General features: G+C 54.7%; 16 protein-coding genes. 9 read left to right on the plus strand and 7 right to left on the minus strand.

Going from position 1 to position 17,610, the window contains the following annotated elements; genetic code table 11:
* Positions 1-29: 29 nt before the first annotated feature.
* On the plus strand, positions 30-758 hold the full coding sequence (locus GRX76_RS13860; RefSeq protein WP_160153857.1) for a UDP-2,3-diacylglucosamine diphosphatase: 729 nt from the start codon (positions 30-32) through the stop codon (positions 756-758).
* Between the two features lie 48 nt (positions 759-806).
* Positions 807-1,994 (plus strand): saccharopine dehydrogenase NADP-binding domain-containing protein, encoded by a 1,188-nt coding sequence (locus GRX76_RS13865; RefSeq protein ID WP_160153858.1) that lies wholly within the window; start codon positions 807-809, stop codon positions 1,992-1,994.
* Positions 1,995-2,196: 202 nt separating this feature from the next.
* Here the strand turns inward: GRX76_RS13865 and GRX76_RS13870 are convergent, their stop codons facing one another.
* Positions 2,197-3,834 carry a SulP family inorganic anion transporter gene (locus tag GRX76_RS13870; protein WP_160153859.1) on the minus strand — a complete coding sequence of 546 codons (1,638 nt, stop codon included), beginning with the start codon at positions 3,832-3,834 and terminating at the stop codon, positions 2,197-2,199.
* Between the two features lie 91 nt (positions 3,835-3,925).
* Entirely contained in the window at positions 3,926-4,600 is a 675-nt protein-coding gene (locus GRX76_RS13875) for a carbonic anhydrase (RefSeq protein WP_160153860.1), read from the minus strand.
* A gap of 124 nt (positions 4,601-4,724) precedes the next feature.
* On the opposite strand from GRX76_RS13875, the gene GRX76_RS13880 reads away from it, so the two are divergent.
* Positions 4,725-5,666, plus strand: a complete 942-nt coding sequence (locus GRX76_RS13880) for a hydrogen peroxide-inducible genes activator (protein ID WP_160153861.1) — start codon at positions 4,725-4,727, stop codon at positions 5,664-5,666.
* 56 nt (positions 5,667-5,722) lie between these two features.
* Here GRX76_RS13880 and GRX76_RS13885 read toward each other — a convergent pair whose 3' ends face one another.
* The gene (locus GRX76_RS13885) at positions 5,723-6,343 is read right to left on the minus strand and encodes a tRNA-(ms[2]io[6]A)-hydroxylase (RefSeq protein WP_160153862.1); all 621 of its coding nucleotides are present in this window, start codon (positions 6,341-6,343) and stop codon (positions 5,723-5,725) included.
* 274 nt (positions 6,344-6,617) lie between these two features.
* Here GRX76_RS13885 and GRX76_RS13890 point away from each other — a divergent pair, with 274 nt between their 5' ends.
* Entirely contained in the window at positions 6,618-7,553 is a 936-nt protein-coding gene (locus GRX76_RS13890) for a hypothetical protein (RefSeq protein ID WP_236250368.1), read from the plus strand.
* 5 nt (positions 7,554-7,558) lie between these two features.
* On the opposite strand, the gene GRX76_RS13895 is transcribed toward GRX76_RS13890, so the two are convergent.
* Genes GRX76_RS13895 through GRX76_RS13905 form a run of 3 tightly spaced genes read right to left on the minus strand, consistent with a single transcriptional unit; the run spans position 7,559 to position 9,442 of the window.
* Positions 7,559-8,008, minus strand: a complete 450-nt coding sequence (locus GRX76_RS13895; protein ID WP_160153864.1) for a hypothetical protein — start codon at positions 8,006-8,008, stop codon at positions 7,559-7,561.
* Positions 8,009-8,015: 7 nt separating this feature from the next.
* Positions 8,016-8,951 carry a lipid kinase gene (locus GRX76_RS13900; protein WP_236250369.1) on the minus strand — a complete coding sequence of 312 codons (936 nt, stop codon included), beginning with the start codon at positions 8,949-8,951 and terminating at the stop codon, positions 8,016-8,018.
* 29 nt (positions 8,952-8,980) lie between these two features.
* Positions 8,981-9,442 (minus strand): DUF1289 domain-containing protein, encoded by a 462-nt coding sequence (locus tag GRX76_RS13905; RefSeq protein WP_160153865.1) that lies wholly within the window; start codon positions 9,440-9,442, stop codon positions 8,981-8,983.
* 393 nt (positions 9,443-9,835) lie between these two features.
* Here GRX76_RS13905 and acnB point away from each other — a divergent pair, with 393 nt between their 5' ends.
* The 5 genes from acnB to GRX76_RS13930 all read left to right on the plus strand — a co-directional run bounded on the left by acnB (position 9,836) and on the right by GRX76_RS13930 (position 16,821).
* Positions 9,836-12,451, plus strand: a complete 2,616-nt coding sequence (gene acnB, locus GRX76_RS13910) for a bifunctional aconitate hydratase 2/2-methylisocitrate dehydratase (protein ID WP_201276822.1) — start codon at positions 9,836-9,838, stop codon at positions 12,449-12,451.
* A gap of 220 nt (positions 12,452-12,671) precedes the next feature.
* On the plus strand, positions 12,672-14,120 hold the full coding sequence (locus GRX76_RS13915) for an MBOAT family protein (RefSeq protein ID WP_160153866.1): 1,449 nt from the start codon (positions 12,672-12,674) through the stop codon (positions 14,118-14,120).
* A gap of 9 nt (positions 14,121-14,129) precedes the next feature.
* Positions 14,130-15,701 (plus strand): hypothetical protein, encoded by a 1,572-nt coding sequence (locus tag GRX76_RS13920; RefSeq protein ID WP_160153867.1) that lies wholly within the window; start codon positions 14,130-14,132, stop codon positions 15,699-15,701.
* A gap of 218 nt (positions 15,702-15,919) precedes the next feature.
* Positions 15,920-16,351, plus strand: coding sequence for a hypothetical protein (locus GRX76_RS13925; RefSeq protein ID WP_160153868.1), 432 nt, complete (start codon positions 15,920-15,922; stop codon positions 16,349-16,351).
* Positions 16,348-16,821: a hypothetical protein gene (locus GRX76_RS13930; RefSeq protein WP_160153869.1), complete on the plus strand. Its 474-nt coding sequence runs from the start codon at positions 16,348-16,350 to the stop codon at positions 16,819-16,821. Before GRX76_RS13925 ends, GRX76_RS13930 begins: the two co-directional genes overlap by 4 nt.
* Before the next feature lie 89 nt (positions 16,822-16,910).
* Here the strand turns inward: GRX76_RS13930 and GRX76_RS13935 are convergent, their stop codons facing one another.
* Complete coding sequence (locus tag GRX76_RS13935) at positions 16,911-17,480, minus strand: hypothetical protein (protein ID WP_160153870.1); 570 nt, start codon at positions 17,478-17,480, stop codon at positions 16,911-16,913.
* Between the last annotated feature and the right edge of the window lie 130 nt (positions 17,481-17,610).

Raw genomic sequence — 17,610 nt, forward strand, 5'->3', positions numbered from 1 at the left:
CGGGCCGAACGGGCGGAGCAAAGTAACCAGTGGCGACCTACCTGATTTCAGACCTGCACCTGGACGAAACCCGCCCGGACATCACCCGAGCCTTTTTCGCGTTCCTCAAGGGTGAGGCGGCCAATGCCGAAGCCCTGTACATCCTCGGCGACTTTTTCGAAGTATGGATCGGCGATGACGACGATGCCCCCCTGGCTGACGAAGTTGCGCGCCAACTCCGCCAATACAGCGACAAGGGGACCGCCCTCTACCTGATGCATGGCAACCGGGACTTCCTACTGGGCGAAGACTACGCCCAACGCTGCGGAGCCACCCTGCTCCCAGATCCAAGCCTGGTCGAGCTGGCCGGCAGCCCGGTCCTGCTGATGCACGGCGACAGCCTGTGTACGCTGGACCAGGAATACATGGCCTTCCGGCAACAGGCACGCAACCCGCAATGGCAGCAGGCCCTGCTTGCCAAGCCCCTGGAAGAGCGCCGCCAGATCGCCGCCCAGATTCGCGCCGTCTCCAAATCCATGAATAGCCGCAAGGCGGAAGACATCATGGATGTGACGCCGGACGAAGTGATGGGGGAAATGCGCAAGCATCAGGTCCACACCCTGATTCACGGCCACACCCACCGCCCTGCCCGCCACCCGCTGACCATCGACGGCCAGGCCGCCGAGCGCATCGTGCTGGGAGACTGGGGCGACCAGGGCTGGTGTATCCGCGCCGACAAAAATGGACTTGAACTGATCCACTGGCCCACGGCAGACTAGCCCAAAGCGAATTGACCATCAGCGCGCCAGGGATCAGGAGCCAACCATTTGTCACCATTAAAAACGCTGCACAAACGGGTATTGATACTCGGTGGATACGGGGAATTTGGCAGCCGCGTTGCCGAAATGCTCGCCACTGAACCCGATATCCAGATCCTTATTGGCGGCCATGACCGCTTCAAAGCCGAACTCCTCGCCAACCGCCTGCAACAACAATATCCCGACGCCAATATCGAAGGGTTGCGACTAGAGCACGACTCGATCAATCTGGCAGCACAGCTGCGCGGCCTCAACCTACTTTTACTGATTCACTGCGCAGGCCCATTTAAGGCGCAGAGCTTCCATGTGGCCAATGCCTGTATCGAGAACGGCATTCACTACCTGGATATCGCCGACAGCGCCGACCTTGTATGCGGCATCCGCGAACTGGACGCCGCCGCTCGCGCGGCAAACTGCAGTGTAGTCAGTGGTGCGAGCACCCTGCCCGCCCTCAGCTCGGCGGTCATCGCCGCCCTCAGCCCCAGCTTTTCAAAAATTCACAGTATCGAGATCAGCATCGCACCCGCGCACCGAATTCGCCGCGGACTGGCCACCGTGCGCTCCGGACTGGAATCCCTGGGCCAAAAGTTCGGTACCCCCCGCAACGGCGCCATCATGAGCACATACGTGGGCGATGAACTCCGGAAGGTCGAGATCGGCCACCCGGTCGGACCTCGCTGGGTGTGCAACTTTGAGGTCCCGGACTTGCGCCTGATCCCTGAGCAGCTGCCACAGGTTCAGGACTTGCGCTTCGGTACCGGAGTGCAGCCAGCCCCCCTCCAGTTTGGACTGGCGCTATGCGCCCGATTGGCGCGACTGGATTTGCCCACTTATTTCCCCGCCCCGCGCCCGCTGATGGCTCGTATCGGCCATTGGCTGGCTGCACACTGGCCAGGTGGCAGTGACCACGGCGGTATGCAACTGGACATCACCGGACTCAAAATTGAGGATGGAGAAGCGACAGACAAAGGAGCGAAAGCCCAGGGGGCATATCGTTTACGCTGGGAGATTCTGGGACTGAATGGTGACGGCCCCTGGATACCGGCGGCGCCTGCCGCGGCCATGGCGAGAAAAATAGTGCGGGGTCACTATCGCGCCCCTGGCGCCCGCCCCTGCTGGGCACTGATAGATCTGGAAGACATTCTTGAAGAACTGGCACCGCGAGCGGTGGTGAGCAGCGTTAGCGGGATCGAATAAACCACACCCAAAAACGACACCCAAAAACCATGCCCAAAAATCAAGCCCAAAAATCAAGCCCAATAAAAAATGCCGCAAGGAGTGCTCTACAGAACTCCTCGCGGCATTTTTACCGCGCATGAGTTGCCACCACTTCCGGCAACAACCCTGACACGGGTTATGCGGCACCACTTAAACTTCAGCGCCGCAAGACAAGGACCGGTTAGCTGGCAGCAGCTGACAGGCCGCCAGTGGCTCCTGAAGCCGGCACTTGCAGTGCCGCCTCAGCCGCCTTAAGCGCCTCACTCCGATCCGCGAAGCTGCTATTGGCTGGCACGCGTCCGTTCAGGCCCTTGAGCACCTTTTCCACCTCTTCATTCATCCCTGCGAGGAATAGCTGCTTGCCACTATCCCGAGCATCGGAGGCAATGGTTTCCACCGCCATGGCAGCCGACAGGTCCAGGAACGGCATTGCGGAGAAGTCCAGAATCAACACCTTGGAGCCTGACGCACTCTGCTCGCGGACATGGTGACCGAGATCGGCCGCAGCGCCGAAGCTCAGAGGCCCGCTGAATTCAAACAGCGCGATACGGTCGCGATTGCGCTGCAAAATTGCCTTGTCTTCTTCACTGTCGAGATGCTCAGGCAGGTTGCGCAGACGCTCGATCTGCAGGCTTGCCACCTGCTTCACGTAAGCCAGGGCTGCCAGCACCACACCAACACCTACTGCAGTAATCAAGTCGACAAATACGGTCATACCCAGCACCAGCACCATCAGCAACAGGTCCCAGCGAGGGCCCTGGTGGGCGCGCTTCAGGTATTTCCAGTCGATGATGTCGAGACCGACTTTCACCAGGATACCGGCCAGTACTGCCTGGGGAATGTTTTCGGCCAAAGGCCCTAACCCCAGCGCTACCGCCAGCAGCACCAGCGAGTGCACCATGCCGGAAATGCGGGTCTGGCCACCGGAGCGGATATTGACCACAGTCCGCATGGTGGCACCGGCACCGGCAATACCACCGATAAAGCCCGCCGCGGCATTACCAATACCCTGCCCGATCAGCTCTTTATTACTGTGGTGCCGGGTGCGGGTCATGTTGTCCGCTACGAGTGAGGTCAGCAGGCTGTCCAGGGATCCCAAAACAGCCAGGATAATGGCCGCCTCGATAACCAGCATCATCTGGTCACCACCAAATACCGGCATATGGAGTTCCGGCAAACCGGTGGGAATACTGCCGAGAACAGGTACGTTCAGCGCAAAAAAGGCAATGACGGTACCCACTACCAGCGCAGCCAGCGGAGCAGGCACAAAGCGCCCCCATTTTGCCGGCCACAGGTAAACCATCGCCAATGTGGCAAGGCCCAACAGCAGGTTGGCAGGGTGAATGTCCGACAGCGCCTCGGGTACATTACCCAGGGCACCAAGAGTCCCGCTAGGGGAAGCATGCCCCAGCAATGGGTTCAACTGCAGGATAATGATGATCACACCGATACCGGTCATAAAACCGGAGATCACCGGGTAAGGTACCAGCCGGATATAGTGGCCGACCCCAAGCACACCAAAGGCGACCTGCAGGGCACCCGCCAGAATCACCGCGGTAAAAATCAGGGAAGCATCGCCAGACAGACTGGCAAACAGCCCCGCCAGCACCACCACCATCGGACCAGTTGGCCCGGAAATCTGCGGGCCGGTACCGCCAAACAGCGCAGCAAAAAAGCCTACGGCAATTGCACCATACATACCGGCCATAGGGCCGAGACCCGAGGCCACGCCCAGGGCTAACGCCAGGGGCAACGCAACAACACCGGCGGTAATACCGCCGGTAATGTCGCCGCGCAAATTGGTTAAATCAAACTTCATGACAGCTAAACCTTCTTGAAACTACTCAACTTCCCTGCAAAAACGCTACCAATCCAGGCAATAAAATATCGTGCGACAGAGTTTTGGCGCCTCAGGCGCCACAAGCTCCACCGGTTACCGCTTCTGGCAACTCACCGAACAGGGAGCGGTAACGCTCTTCCATCGGCTTGAATTCGCGAGTCTCTTCGTCGAAGCACAACACCTCACCACTACCGATGTTGTACACCCAGCCATGCAGGGTGATTCCACCATTGGCGATACCGTTGGCTACCGCAGGGTGGGTACGCAGGTGTTGCAGCTGCTGAATGACGTTTTCCGCAGTTACTTCGTCCAGGTGATCAGTACACAGATCACCGTGACGACCGCGCACCACTTCCGTGGCAGAACGGCAGTGGCCCAGCCACTCCTTGACGTGCGGCAGGGTTTCCAGTTTTTCCGGCGCAATCGCGCCCTTCATGGCACCGCAATCGGTGTGACCACAAACCACGATATGGGACACACCCAGCGCCGCCACGGCAAATTCGATCGATGCCGTCATACCACCAGTCTGGCTGCTGTGGGGAGGCACGACATTGCCGGCGTTGCGGCAGATAAACAGTTCACCCGGCTCAGTCTGGGTTACCAGGTTCGGGTCAATACGGGAGTCCGCACAAGTGATGAACAAGACCTCGGGATTCTGGCCATCCGCCAGCTTGGAAAAACGCTCCTGCTTTGACGGGAAGACTTCCTTCTGAAACTTCGCTACGCCAGAAATTACATGTTCCATGAAAACTCCTTACTGAATAACAAAACTGGGCAATCAGGTTCGAATCCATTATTTTGTGATAGTTCAATAAGTTAAAATACCATTTGCTGATAACACATAGTTATCAACGTCACCTGGAGCGCCCATGCCCAAAAGCGTGAACCCCCCGAGTTTCAAGCAGCTGCAGTACTTTGTGACCATTGCGTCACGTGCAAGTTATCGCCGCGCGGCGGAAGAATTGGGGGTCAGCCAACCGGCACTCACCACCCAGATCCGGGCACTGGAAAGCACCCTGGGCCTGTCACTGTTCGAACGCTCCCGGTCTGGCACACTACTTACGCCGGAAGGCCGGGACTTGCTGGATCAGGCGCGCCAGTTAATCCTCGCCATGCGCGAGTTTTCCGCCAAAGCAGAACTGATCAGCCAGGGGCACCAGAGCACTTATAAACTTGGGGTACCCCCGACCCTTGGCCCGTATCTCCTGCCGAATGTACTGCCGGCGCTGCACGCCAAACACCACAACCTCAAGCTGTATGTGCGCGAAGGCCCTCCCCGGCTGCTACTACAGGGACTGGCGGACGGGACCTACGATATTGCGATAGTCCCGCTCCCGGTGACCCGGGATGACCTGGCGGTAGTACCACTATTTACCGAGCCACTGAAATTTGTCGTACCCGCAGACCACCGTCTTGCGGGCAAGGCCCAGGTGACGCCCTCCCAGCTGCGCGGAGAAAAGGTATTGACCCTGGAAGACCAGCATCACTTTCACCATCAGGTACAAGAAATCTGCGAGCGTCTCGGCGCCCATTTGCAAAGAGATTACGAAGGGACCAGCCTGGACACTCTGCGCCAGATGGTGGTGATGGGACTGGGCGTGGCTTTTTTGCCCGGACTGTACGTACACTCTGAAATGCACAATCCGGAAGCACTTCATGTGAGTGAGCTGAAGGCGAAACCCATTCGACGGCAGCACGGCCTGGTGTGGCGCGCCAGTGCACCGGCCCGGCATTTTTACCGGGAACTGGCGGCGCACCTGCGGGAGATTATTGAAGACAGATTGGGGGATGTGGTCACCGTAAACCGCTGAGCAACGGCGCTACTACATCACCGCTACACCACCACTACACCACCACTACACCACCACTATGCCAACCCCGGTACGCCACTGTGAAAGCGGAACTCTCCGTCACCGCCCTGGATCAGCTCGCGCTCCACTTCCAGCAAAGACTGCACCCGCGGTGCGATATCTTCGTCGGTCGCCTTTTGCGCAAGGGTGAGGTAATCGCGAAAGTGTCGCGCCTCGGATTTCAGCAGTGACAGATAAAACTTCTGCAATTCCTCATCCAGGTGCGGCGCAATGCGCGCAAACCGCTCGCAGGAACGCGCCTCGATAATGGCGCCGCAGATCAGCGTATCGACAAGGCGCCCGGGTTCCGCACTGCGCACCTCGCTGCGCAATCCCGCAGCATAGCGGGACGCACTCACATGGGGGTACGCGATCCCCCGCTTTTTCATGAGCGCGATCACCTGCTCGAAATGCCGCAACTCCTCCCGCGCCAGGCGCGACATCTTGTTGAGCAACTCGAAATTGTCCAGATACCGGAACATCAAGTTCAGCGCTGTGCCCGCGGCCTTTTTCTCACAGTTCGCGTGATCCACGAGCATCATTTCCGGCTCCGCGAGCGCGGCCTCAACCCATGCATCCGGTGTCGGGCACAACAGAAATTCGTGTATGGCAGAAAGATCGGGCACTTCGTTAGACATGGGCACTAGCGCTAATTGGTGGTGAGAGACAGCAGCGGGTGAACCGGGCGATGATCCGCGCACGCCCCCCTGCAGGGCGCGCATTATAGCGCCTCCCCCGCAACTGGATAACCAGGACGGGGGCACAGGAGCAAGTTTGTGTGGCGGTGTAGTCACGATAATTTGATAACGGCTTAATAAGTGGATTAATATTTACCCTCACATTCTCTTTAGGCCAGCAAAATTGTCCCAGGTCGCCAACACCGAACTTACACCAAAGCGATTGCCAGCCCTCTTGCAGCAGCTCCCGGAGGCGCTTGATCAGTTACACCGGCGCGCCACCGAGCTGCAATCCGCGCTGGAAGCCATTCAGCAGAGTGACCGCCAATGGGAGAGTTACCTGCTGCAACCCGGCTTCGCCCATGACGCTGCGCTAGCACTGAACCAGGACTTTGATACCCCCTTCCGCCTCGCGGGATCCCTCTTCGCCTTGTTGGATTACAGTGAGGGTTCCGAGCTGAGCGACGCCCGGCAGACGCTACAGATCCCCGGCGTACTCGCCGTTCCGGGCAAGGTCATCGCGCTCGCCCTATCCCTGAATGAAGCCAAGGGTGCTTTTCAGCAGCTTACCGGCAACATCAAAACCTGCCTGTCCGACCGCCCTACCCTCGAGCGCAACGAACGATTGCGCGACGCCTTGGCAGACGCGGGCCACCCGCGCACCCATCTGCGCCAGAGCTACCGCCAGATTCTCTTGTGCCCACTCAGACCCGACGCCATTGCCCTGAGCTGGATCAAGGCCCGCAAGTCGATACGCAAGGTCACGGCGGACTGGTGTGAAAAGAAGCTGATCCAATTGGACCCGCAAGGACTGGATTCCGGTATTCAATACCAGCGCCAGTTACTGGCAGGACTGCACCCCAGCCAGCATCAGCTGCTGCGCCAGGTCCAGGTACAGAGCCGCCCCAACCTGCAGGTCGCTGAAATTTTTTACGATGAAGTTGAAGTTAAAGGTGACGTTGGAATTACAGGTAAAGTAACTGGCGAACGATACCGCCAGGTCGGCTATTCCGTGATGCCGGTGCTGGTAGAAAGCGACGGGCGACTGCCAGAACACACTCGGGTTGAGCACGAGCCGCCAGTCAGCAGACGGCGGCAGCGGCGCGACTTGAAAATATCCACTGAACCATTTCTGCCAGCGTTACGCGTACACCTGCACACCGGCAATTAATACGCTTACGTCTCCGGATCCGCCAGAGGTGCCATCAGCTTGAGGGCCCGCTCAGCGCTATTCCGGCAATCACGTAACAGCGCAGCATGCTCGGCCTCAAGCGGTGACACAACATCACCCTTGAGCAAGTTTTCAAGGTCCATCTCAGACCGAATACGCTGGCGAACCACGCCAGCTGCGGCATCTTCGGAAAACAAGGCTTCAAATTGCTGGCGAAGCTGCGCCGCCGCCTCCAGGTCCCGGTCCGGCTCACCAGGCAATTCACCGGCCGCACGAATCAAATCCGCCACTTTCACCGCAAGCGCCTCGCGCGCACCCGCCAGCTGCTCGCACACCTGACATGCCGGCGACTCGCTAAGAAATTCTGCGGCAAACCGGTAGTGATCCGCACTTTCCTGTAGGGCAAGATGCAAGTCGTTGAGGGCCACCTGAACATCGCTGCGGAAAATACCCATCTGTGTTTCACCGTTTCAATAAAGGAGAGCCTGACGGCACCACCACGTTCAGGGCACCGGGCTTTACTGAGAAGTGCGCCGGAGTCTCGCTGACCGGCTCGCCATCGGCATGGATCGACATCGGTTTACTGCCAGTGGAAATCCGGATGTCACGACCTGACGCAGCGAAGGTTCGGCGCGCAATATCGTGGCGCCCTCCACGCAGTAATGGCGCCAGGGTCAGCAACTCCCAAAATGTTTGCGGACGCAGACTGTACAAATGCAGTAGATCGTCATCGATGGTCGCCTCCTGGTGCACAATATTCCCGCCGCCATAAAAACGTCCGTTGCCAACCGCCAATTGAATCGAGCGCATCACATGACGCTCGCCATCAATCTGCAGCTCCACCTTGAATTGACGATGCCGCGCAAATGCAGACACCAGTGCTTTCAGATAGCTGAACACCCCCCAGCGCTGCTTTACTTCCGGTGTCAACTCTTCGGTCACCTGCACACCCAGACCGAGGTTTGCGACATTGAAAAACACATGGTCATTGACCACGCCCAGGTCTATCTCGGCGGTGTGTCCATCACAGATGGCAGCAATTGCCTGCTCGACACTTTCGATCGCGAGCGACCGCGCAAGATCATTGGCAGTACCGAGAGGAAGTATGGCAAAAGGTAACTTACACTCGAGCAACGCCCGTGCGCAGGAGCTGATGGTGCCGTCACCACCACCGATGATTACGAGGTCAACGTCATTACACCGCTGACGGATGATCTCACAGGATTGCGCCGCAGACTCTGAGATCACTGGGTTCAGCTGGATACCCGCCGCTTCGAGTCGCGCAAGCCCGGCATCCAGATTTGCGCTGCCCCCCTGGCGGCTACCCGGATTGCGAATCAACAAAGCGCGACGATAATCGTCAGATTGTGGGCTGATGGCGCGACTCCCTGTATTCAACCATCGGGGCAAACGTTAAGGTACCGGGCTCAGGCAGTCCTCAGCCCCGGCGCGACAAAGCGCAGGTAATAAGACTCAGACAGCGCATAGAAATCCTCGTCGATCCGGCGACGCACTTCTTTCAGCGGTACGCCGCGAGCGCTCGCAGTGGGTGCGAGTCCGTATTCCGAAGGGTCCTTGATCTGGCTGGCACCGGCACGCAGCAACTCGAACACCCAGCAATAGGGGTTCTCGTCTTCATTAAACCGAATCTGCTGGTGGCGCAATTGGGAGAACAACAGGTTGCGATCGATAATTTCCAGCTGACTGCGGACGGCATTTGCAAGATAACCTTCACGACGCTCGGCGATAATGCGCCGCTGCTCGTCAGAATAGCCATTCCAGTCAATGACTTCATGGGCAAAGCGCTTACAACCCCGGCAGACGTTATCGCCAATCCCGGTGGAGCAGACCCCGATGCAGGGCGTGCGCACTTTCTTATATATCGCCATGAAGCTGGAATACCTTGTGTTCTTTTGCCGGCTGCGACCGAGGTTTCTGAACGATCAGTCGAATAAAAATCAGTGTGAAATCGTGCCGCAGAGAATAGCATTTTTTGCAGTGGATTTTCCCATTCATAAGATGGATACAACCGACCGCAAGTGCGATTAATTCTCACTTCTAAAACGCTCGCTTTGCGACCGTTATTTATTTTATGAATGGTGAAAATTCGCGTAAGTTATTGATTTTTCAACGAACTTAACAGGCATATCTGTTTCATTGTAGAATTCGCCACCCGTTTCCAACGGCCACTGATCTACACATACCGTCCGGTCGAGAAGATTTCGCCCTACCGGACTTCACAACGCTGTTGGTTTTACCCCACACACAAGAGGGACATTTCCGTGCTTGAAGCCTATCGCAAACACGTCGCCGAGCGCGCCGAACAAGGTATCCCACCCAAGCCGCTGAACGCCGAACAGGTTGCCGGCCTGGTAGAACTGCTGAAAAACCCGCCCGCGGGTGAAGAGCAGGAACTGCTGGAGCTGATCACCAACCGCGTCCCACCGGGTGTGGACGAAGCGGCTTACGTTAAAGCCGGTTTCCTCACTGCGATCGTCAAGGGCGAAGCAGAGTCCCCGCTGGTCGACAAAGAACACGCGACCAAACTGCTGGGCATGATGCTGGGCGGCTACAACATCGCCACTCTGGTTGAACTGCTGGACGACAAAGATCTGGCCGAACTGGCCGGCGAGCAGCTGAAAGGCACCCTGCTGATGTTCGACGCCTTCCACGATGTGGAAGAAAAAGCCAAAGCCGGCAACGAAGTGGCCAAGGCTGTAATCCAGTCCTGGGCCGACGGCGAGTGGTTCACCAAGCGCAACAAGGTTGCCGAGAGCATCAAGGTTGCCGTCTTCAAGGTGACCGGCGAAACCAACACCGACGACCTGTCCCCGGCCCCGGACGCCTGGTCCCGCCCGGACATCCCCCTGCACGCGCGCGCCATGTACAAAATGACCCGCGACGGCCTCACGCCGGAAGAGCACGGCGTTACCGGCCCGATGAGCCAGATCGAAGAAATCCAGGCCAAAGGCATTCCCGTTGCCTTCGTTGGTGACGTAGTCGGTACCGGTTCTTCCCGTAAGTCCGCCACCAACTCCGTACTGTGGTTCTTCGGCGACGACCTGCCGGGCGTACCGAACAAGAAAGGCGGCGGCATCTGTATCGGCGGTAAAGTCGCGCCGATCTTCTACAACACCATGGAAGACGCCGGCGCACTGGTGTTCGAAGCCCCGGTTGACGACCTGAACATGGGAGACGTGATCGAAATCCGCCCCTACGAAGGCACGATCCTGGCCGAAGACGGCAAGGTGCTGTCTGAGTTCGAACTGAAGTCCGACGTACTGCTGGACGAAGTACAGGCCGGCGGCCGTATCAACCTGATCGTTGGCCGCGGTCTGACCACCAAAGCCCGCGAATCCCTGGGCCTGGGCGCTTCCGACCTGTTCCGCCTGCCAGAGCAGCCGAACGACACCGGCAAGGGCTACACCCTGGCGCAGAAGATGGTTGGTAAAGCCTGCGGTATGGAAGGCGTCCGTCCGGGCACCTACTGCGAGCCGAAGATGACCACCGTTGGCTCCCAGGACACCACTGGCCCGATGACCCGCGACGAACTGAAAGACCTGGCGTGTCTTGGCTTCCAGGCTGACCTCACCATGCAGTCGTTCTGTCACACCGCGGCTTACCCGAAGCCCGTTGATATCGACACCCAGCACACCCTGCCGGACTTCATCATGAACCGCGGCGGCGTTTCCCTGCGCCCGGGCGACGGCATCATCCACAGCTGGCTGAACCGCATGCTGCTGCCGGACACCGTGGGCACCGGTGGTGACTCCCACACCCGTTTCCCGATGGGCATCTCCTTCCCGGCCGGTTCCGGTCTGGTTGCGTTTGCCGCTGCTACCGGCGTAATGCCGCTGGATATGCCGGAATCCGTACTGGTGCGCTTCAAGGGCGAAATGCAGCCGGGCATCACCCTGCGTGACCTGGTACATGCGATCCCTTACTACGCGATTCAGGAAGGCCTGCTGACCGTCGAGAAAAAAGGCAAGAAGAACATCTTCTCCGGCCGCATCCTCGAGATCGAAGGTCTGGACAACCTGACCGTAGAACAGGCGTTTGAGCTGTCCGACGCTTCCGCCGAGCGCTCCGCCGCTGGCTGTACCATCAAGCTGCCGGAAGACTCCATCGCCGAGTACCTGCGTTCCAACATCACCCTGCTGCGCTGGATGATTGCGGAAGGCTACGGTGACAAGCGCACCCTGGAGCGTCGTGCACGCGCCATGGAAGCCTGGCTGGAAAAACCGGAACTGATGAGCGCCGACGCCGACGCGGAATACGCGGCTGTGATCGAAATCGATCTGGCGGAAGTGAAAGAGCCCATCGTGTGCTGCCCGAACGACCCGGACGACGCCAAGCTGCTGTCTGACGTTGCTGGCGATAAGGTAGACGAAGTATTCATCGGCTCCTGCATGACCAACATCGGTCACTTCCGTGCCGCCGGTAAACTGCTGCAGCAACACAAAGGTGGTATCTCCACCCGTATGTGGATCTCTCCGCCTACCAAGATGGACGAGCACCAGCTGATGGAAGAAGGCTACTACAACATCTACGGCTCCGCCGGTGCACGCACCGAGATGCCAGGATGCTCCCTGTGCATGGGTAACCAGGCGCGTGTAGCCCCGAACAGCACCGTGCTGTCCACCTCTACCCGTAACTTCCCGAACCGCCTCGGCGACGGTGCCAACGTGTACCTGACCTCCGCGGAACTGGCCTCTGTAGGCGCCATCCTGGGCAAACTGCCGACCCCGGCGGAATACCAGGAATACGCCCAGAACCTGAACTCCATGTCTGCGGAAATCTACCGCTACCTGAACTTCGATCAGATCGAAGACTTCCAGAAGTCTGCCGAAGAAGGTAAGCGCATTGCCGCGACCGAGATTCAGGAAGTTGCTATTTAAAGCAACAGCCTAAATCGAAAAGCCCTACCCTAACCGGTAGGGCTTTTTTTTTGCCCTGCATAACTCCGAAATATCAAACGCCACGAACATGTCGGCGGCGCCCCTGAATTATGCGACAATACCAAAAGAAAAATTTATCTACTTACAATAACGAAAGCGCCTTCGAGCGATCAATTTTCGTCCAGATCAACTTTTACTTGATAACATACCAGGCAATACAATGGTTTTTTCGTCCCCAATATTTCTATTCGGGTTCCTCCCTATTCTCCTGCTGATATATTACGGCTCACCCAAGCAGCTGAAAAATTCCGTACTCTTATTTGCGAGCTTACTTTTTTACGCTTGGGGCGAAGTTTTTTACATCCTTGTAATGCTTATATCCATAGCCATTAACTATGTCCTCGGAAGAGCAATATATCGCTCACAGGAAACAGATAACCACAATCTATCACGCGCCTCAATCGTCATCGCCATCGCCGCCAATTTATTACTATTAATTTCGTTCAAATACGCGAATTTTTTAGCAGACAACATTAACCAAGTTTTATCACTAGTAGACATCCCGAAAATAGAGCTACAACCGATCCACTTACCACTTGGAATCTCATTTTTCACTTTCCAAGCAATCTCTTACATAGTGGACATTTATCGAAAAAAAATTCCCGCCCAGAAAAACATATTCCACCTTGCCCTATATATATCTCTTTTCCCGCAACTCATTGCAGGGCCTATAGTTCGATATGTCGACATTTCAAAACAAATTATCAATCGCTCACACTCCGTAGAATTGTTTTCTAGTGGCGCCCACAGATTTATCACTGGTCTTGCTAAAAAAATGCTCATCGCAAACCCTCTTGGTGAAGTAGCAGATGCAGCATTTTCACTTTCCGGTAACGAACTCACTACCCCAGTTGCCTGGATTGGGATAATCGCCTATTCACTACAGATCTTTTTCGATTTTTCCGGTTACTCAGACATGGCTATAGGTCTGGGAAGAATGCTAGGTTTTCGATTTTTGGAGAACTTCAATCTCCCTTACATCGCAAGATCAGTCCGCGAGTTTTGGCGCCGATGGCATATTTCGCTGTCTACCTGGTTTAGGGACTACGTATACATCCCGCTTGGTGGCAACAGAGCTTCCACACCAAGAGTGGCCTTCAACCTAGTAACAGTATTTCTTTTGACAGGGATTTGGCATGGAGCCAGCTGGAATTTTATTGTCTGGGGATTATTTCACGGATTCTTTTTAGCTTGTGAGCACTTTGGGTTTTCGAGAATCCTTGACAGACTATGGAGGCCTTTACAACACGTATACTTATTATTGATTGTCACTCTAGGATGGGTATTTTTCCGCTCAGAAAACCTCGCCCAGTCACAAGACTACTTAGCCGCCATGTTTGGCCTGGGCAACATAAATGCTTTATCAATCCACCCCCTTGAGATCCTGACCAATGAAGCCCTTATTGCCCTGTTTTTGGGAGTAATCCTAAGCACTCCACTACTTGGAAAAATAAAAACGTTTTTCTCAGAGAAACCTTCAGCACATAGCCTACCAGGAATTTATACAGCCGGAGTTCTTAACATATGCTCCCTGATTTTCATTTCCTATTTGTGCGCAATTAAAATTGCCTCTTCAACTTACAACCCTTTTATATATTTCAGATTTTAAAAGAACGCCATGTTTAAGAAAGAAGCTTTCGCAAATACCCAAATTTTTATAGCACTATTCTTTTTGATCGGAATATACGCGCCACTCTTTATTTGGGCAATCGAAGAAGATAAAGACAAATCGACCACAGAAAATAGAACACTAGAACAGCTCCCCGAGCCACCCTCATCAGCCAGGGAGCTAGCGACTTGGCCACAGAGTTTCTCCAACTACTATTCCGACCAGTTTGGATTCCGAGACTGGCTTTCTCAAAAATTCAACTCCACCAAATCACTAATCGGGGATTCCCCATCAGAGCATGTAACTAAAGGGAAAAATGGTTGGCTTTTCTTAGGCTCTAACAAAATTGGCTATTCTGGATATGACGACCCTATCGGCGATGCAAGAAATAAGAACTTATACTCCAGCGCCGAACTCGAAGCATTTTCTGAGTATGCTTCATCCCTTAGCAATTGGCTGAAAACCAAAAAAGTGGAGTATATCTTCTTCATAGCACCTAATAAGCACACAATTTACCCAGAGGAGCTACCAAGCCACTTTAACAAAGTCAATTCCATTTCCGCCGCTGACCAGCTTTACGATTTTCTCGGCAAAAATTCTAGCGTGCGAACAATTGACTTTAGAAGCGCATTACTCCAAGAAAAGGAGGGTCATGACGTATACTATAAATCTGACACACACTGGAACCACTACGCAGCAAATTTAGTTCAGTTTGAGTTAGCTTCATATATTTCCAATCTATTCCCCGGAAAAATTTCACCAGAGCTTTTTGACTTAGAGTTAAAAACCAAATCTGGAGGAGACCTTTCAAAAATAGCGGGCCTAAATGTTCCAGATGATCCCTATCCACTCCCAATCTTCAACAGCACTTGCGCCCCCCAAAAGAGCCCTCAAAATGCATCACAAAGGGAAACTCACTCATATCTTTGCGAGACTGAAAAGCTGAAAGTTCTCGTATTTAGAGATTCTTTTTTTACTGCACTGGAACCTTACTTCGCAAGAAAGTTCTACGCATCGACTTTTATTTGGGAAAGGCTTGACCCCTCAACAATTGAAAGCCTTGTCGAGAAATATGAGCCAGACGTAATAATTGAGGAATGGGTTGAGCGAAAACTGCCCCACACCCCAAGGGCTGGCGAATTTTTATCGAAAGAGTTATTCCAAAACAAGTTTTTACAAAGTAACAATCTAATTTTTAACAGTGATTTTCGATCAACCACTCTTAGAAATGCTACTAAAATTGATACTGGCGACGTTTCGATACTAAATATCGAATCTCAAAACACAGACCCACAAATAATTATTAAGAACCTGAAATTTTCAAGTGATAAGCAACACATCCTGAAGGTGGAAATGCTATCTCCGGAAAATTCAAAACTACAGGTATTCTACTCTCTCAAGTCGAATCCGAAGCACCCATTTACACAGCAACAATCAATCATAAAAAAGGTAAATGCAGGTAATAACACCATTTATGTAAAACTCCCCAAATCCGATCTGGATCACATTTTGCGAATAGATCCGACGTCCACCATCGGAAAGATATCAATTAAATCAATTTCAATAAAAGCGATAAATTGATAACTTTTGCAAATTCCTGTCACTTCCCGGATAGCGAAAACTCGATACAAGATGTGGGAGCAACCTTCCAGACCGGATCCGGGCTGTTTCCTCTACCGAGCTTTCAGCTGTTGGCTGCAACATCGAACCACGAAAGACTCTATTGGTGAGCACCTACGATCAACAGATGAAGGGCGGGTAACAATGAATTTGCATAGGCCGCGTATTGAGAAAAGACCATGAAATTATATTGGACCGCATGCCACAACAACGATCTGCTACAAGACACAACGGGAGATAAGACTCAGCACGTCATCCATCAAAGTAGCTTTAACGGCAGCTCCACTAGCGACATACCACTAGCGATCAGCGCTTGTGTCGACAAAGCCTGCGATCTCCTGGAGAACGGTATCCGCGACGATTCCAGGTTTATGCTTTTCGGCTGGGACGCTAATGCCTCGACACTGACCATTGTTGTCACCGATGATGACAAAGTGCGAGACTCGCGGGATGTAGTGCAATGTGAGTTCATCACAGATGATCACCAGTTGGATCCTGAAGATATCCAGTTCTGGATCAAGGATTACCTGACCACCTGCTCGCAATTCCTGCGTTATTCACTGATCGCTGCATTCCACCGGGAATCCAGAGCAACCTGCACGCTACTGTGAGACATACAAATTACCTGGGATCGCCCGAACCATCCCTCATTCTCTACCTGCCCCACCGCCCTGAGGGCCTGGATGAGCTGATAAATGCGCCCGATGCCCAACGGTTGATGGCAAACAATTCCAACCACTGGCGAAAAATTGTGACGCTGCTGGCCAAGGTTGCCAGCCCTCATGAGGAGTGGCGTAGCTTCAGGGATGATGTTTTATTCGAGCACACGGCACTGTGCTTTAGCGTGCGCCTGCAGGAATTGGACGCGTGGCACTGGATTGGAGGGAAGGACAACTTGCAGCGCTTTAGCATTGACGGCCTCAATGCGAAGCCTCTGCGAGCGGCGCCAGACGTTGCCCTCGATCCTGAAAAGCAGATACTGCTGACACCCTACCCCGACTACCGCCAGCTCAGCAATGCGACGGTAACTGAGATCCGGGAGGCACTGGATCGCGCGGGTTTCTATGACGAAAATTTATGACGGGTGTTAAGGACTGCTTGTGAGTACAGCCCCGATGCATATTAGGCAGAGCGGGGCAAAGCGAACCTTCGCCCTGCCCCCCGATTTCCTCAGCGGCGGGAAAGCGTAGATCCACGGGCATCCAACCCGGCCAGAATGGCCTTCATTTCGTCCGCCTCGTCCTGGGCTTTTTTGGCTTTGGCGGCGGCTATGCGCGCTTTTTCCGCCTCGATACCCGCTTTGATTGCACGCTCTTTGGCTGCACTGCCGGTGCGACCGGTTGCCAGCTTTTCTTTCACGGGTTTAACCGCTTTTGGCTTGGTAGCTGCGCTGGCCGAAGGTTTTACTCGGCTCACTCGGGTCTTGGGCTTGGGGGCCAGTGCGGATTTGGTGGTACCGGGTTTCACCGTTTTTATGCCAACAAGACTCTTGGCATTCAAAGAGTCCAGCGCTTCTTCCACCAGCTCCTGTAGCTCCATACGGTCTTCAGCAACGGCGAACAGGCTTGGGGTGAAGGCGCTTACACCGAATTTCTTGAGTTCTTCAAAGAAGGGGTGATCGATTCCCAGTGCAACGGCGGACTGGATCTGCTGAAAACGGGCTTCCGGGGATACCCCGTCGCGCGCGGTGCCCACCCATACTTGATCCGTGTCTTCATTGGTCAGGGTAAATACGATCATAGAACTTCAGTCAACCTCTTCGAACTCAAATGCCCGGGTCGATGGTGAATCACCTGTTCACCAAAATATGACCCGCCAAAAGGCCGCGCATTCTAATGATTTAAAAGTAAAAGTGCAGACTTGACTTGCG

Origin of the sequence: Microbulbifer sp. ALW1 (assembly GCF_009903625.1) — a bacterium.
In the GTDB taxonomy this organism is placed as follows: Bacteria; Pseudomonadota; Gammaproteobacteria; order Pseudomonadales; family Cellvibrionaceae; genus Microbulbifer.

Coding starts and splice junctions, on each gene's coding strand:
- GRX76_RS13870 (WP_160153859.1), bottom strand. CDS start 3,834: ATGAAGTTTGATTTAACCAATTTGCGCGGCGACATTACCGGCGGTATT.
- GRX76_RS13875 (WP_160153860.1), bottom strand. CDS start 4,600: ATGGAACATGTAATTTCTGGCGTAGCGAAGTTTCAGAAGGAAGTCTTC.
- GRX76_RS13880 (WP_160153861.1), top strand. CDS start 4,725: ATGCCCAAAAGCGTGAACCCCCCGAGTTTCAAGCAGCTGCAGTACTTT.
- GRX76_RS13885 (WP_160153862.1), bottom strand. CDS start 6,343: ATGTCTAACGAAGTGCCCGATCTTTCTGCCATACACGAATTTCTGTTG.
- GRX76_RS13895 (WP_160153864.1), bottom strand. CDS start 8,008: ATGGGTATTTTCCGCAGCGATGTTCAGGTGGCCCTCAACGACTTGCAT.
- GRX76_RS13905 (WP_160153865.1), bottom strand. CDS start 9,442: ATGGCGATATATAAGAAAGTGCGCACGCCCTGCATCGGGGTCTGCTCC.
- GRX76_RS13915 (WP_160153866.1), top strand. CDS start 12,672: ATGGTTTTTTCGTCCCCAATATTTCTATTCGGGTTCCTCCCTATTCTC.
- GRX76_RS13920 (WP_160153867.1), top strand. CDS start 14,130: ATGTTTAAGAAAGAAGCTTTCGCAAATACCCAAATTTTTATAGCACTA.
- GRX76_RS13925 (WP_160153868.1), top strand. CDS start 15,920: ATGAAATTATATTGGACCGCATGCCACAACAACGATCTGCTACAAGAC.
- GRX76_RS13935 (WP_160153870.1), bottom strand. CDS start 17,480: ATGATCGTATTTACCCTGACCAATGAAGACACGGATCAAGTATGGGTG.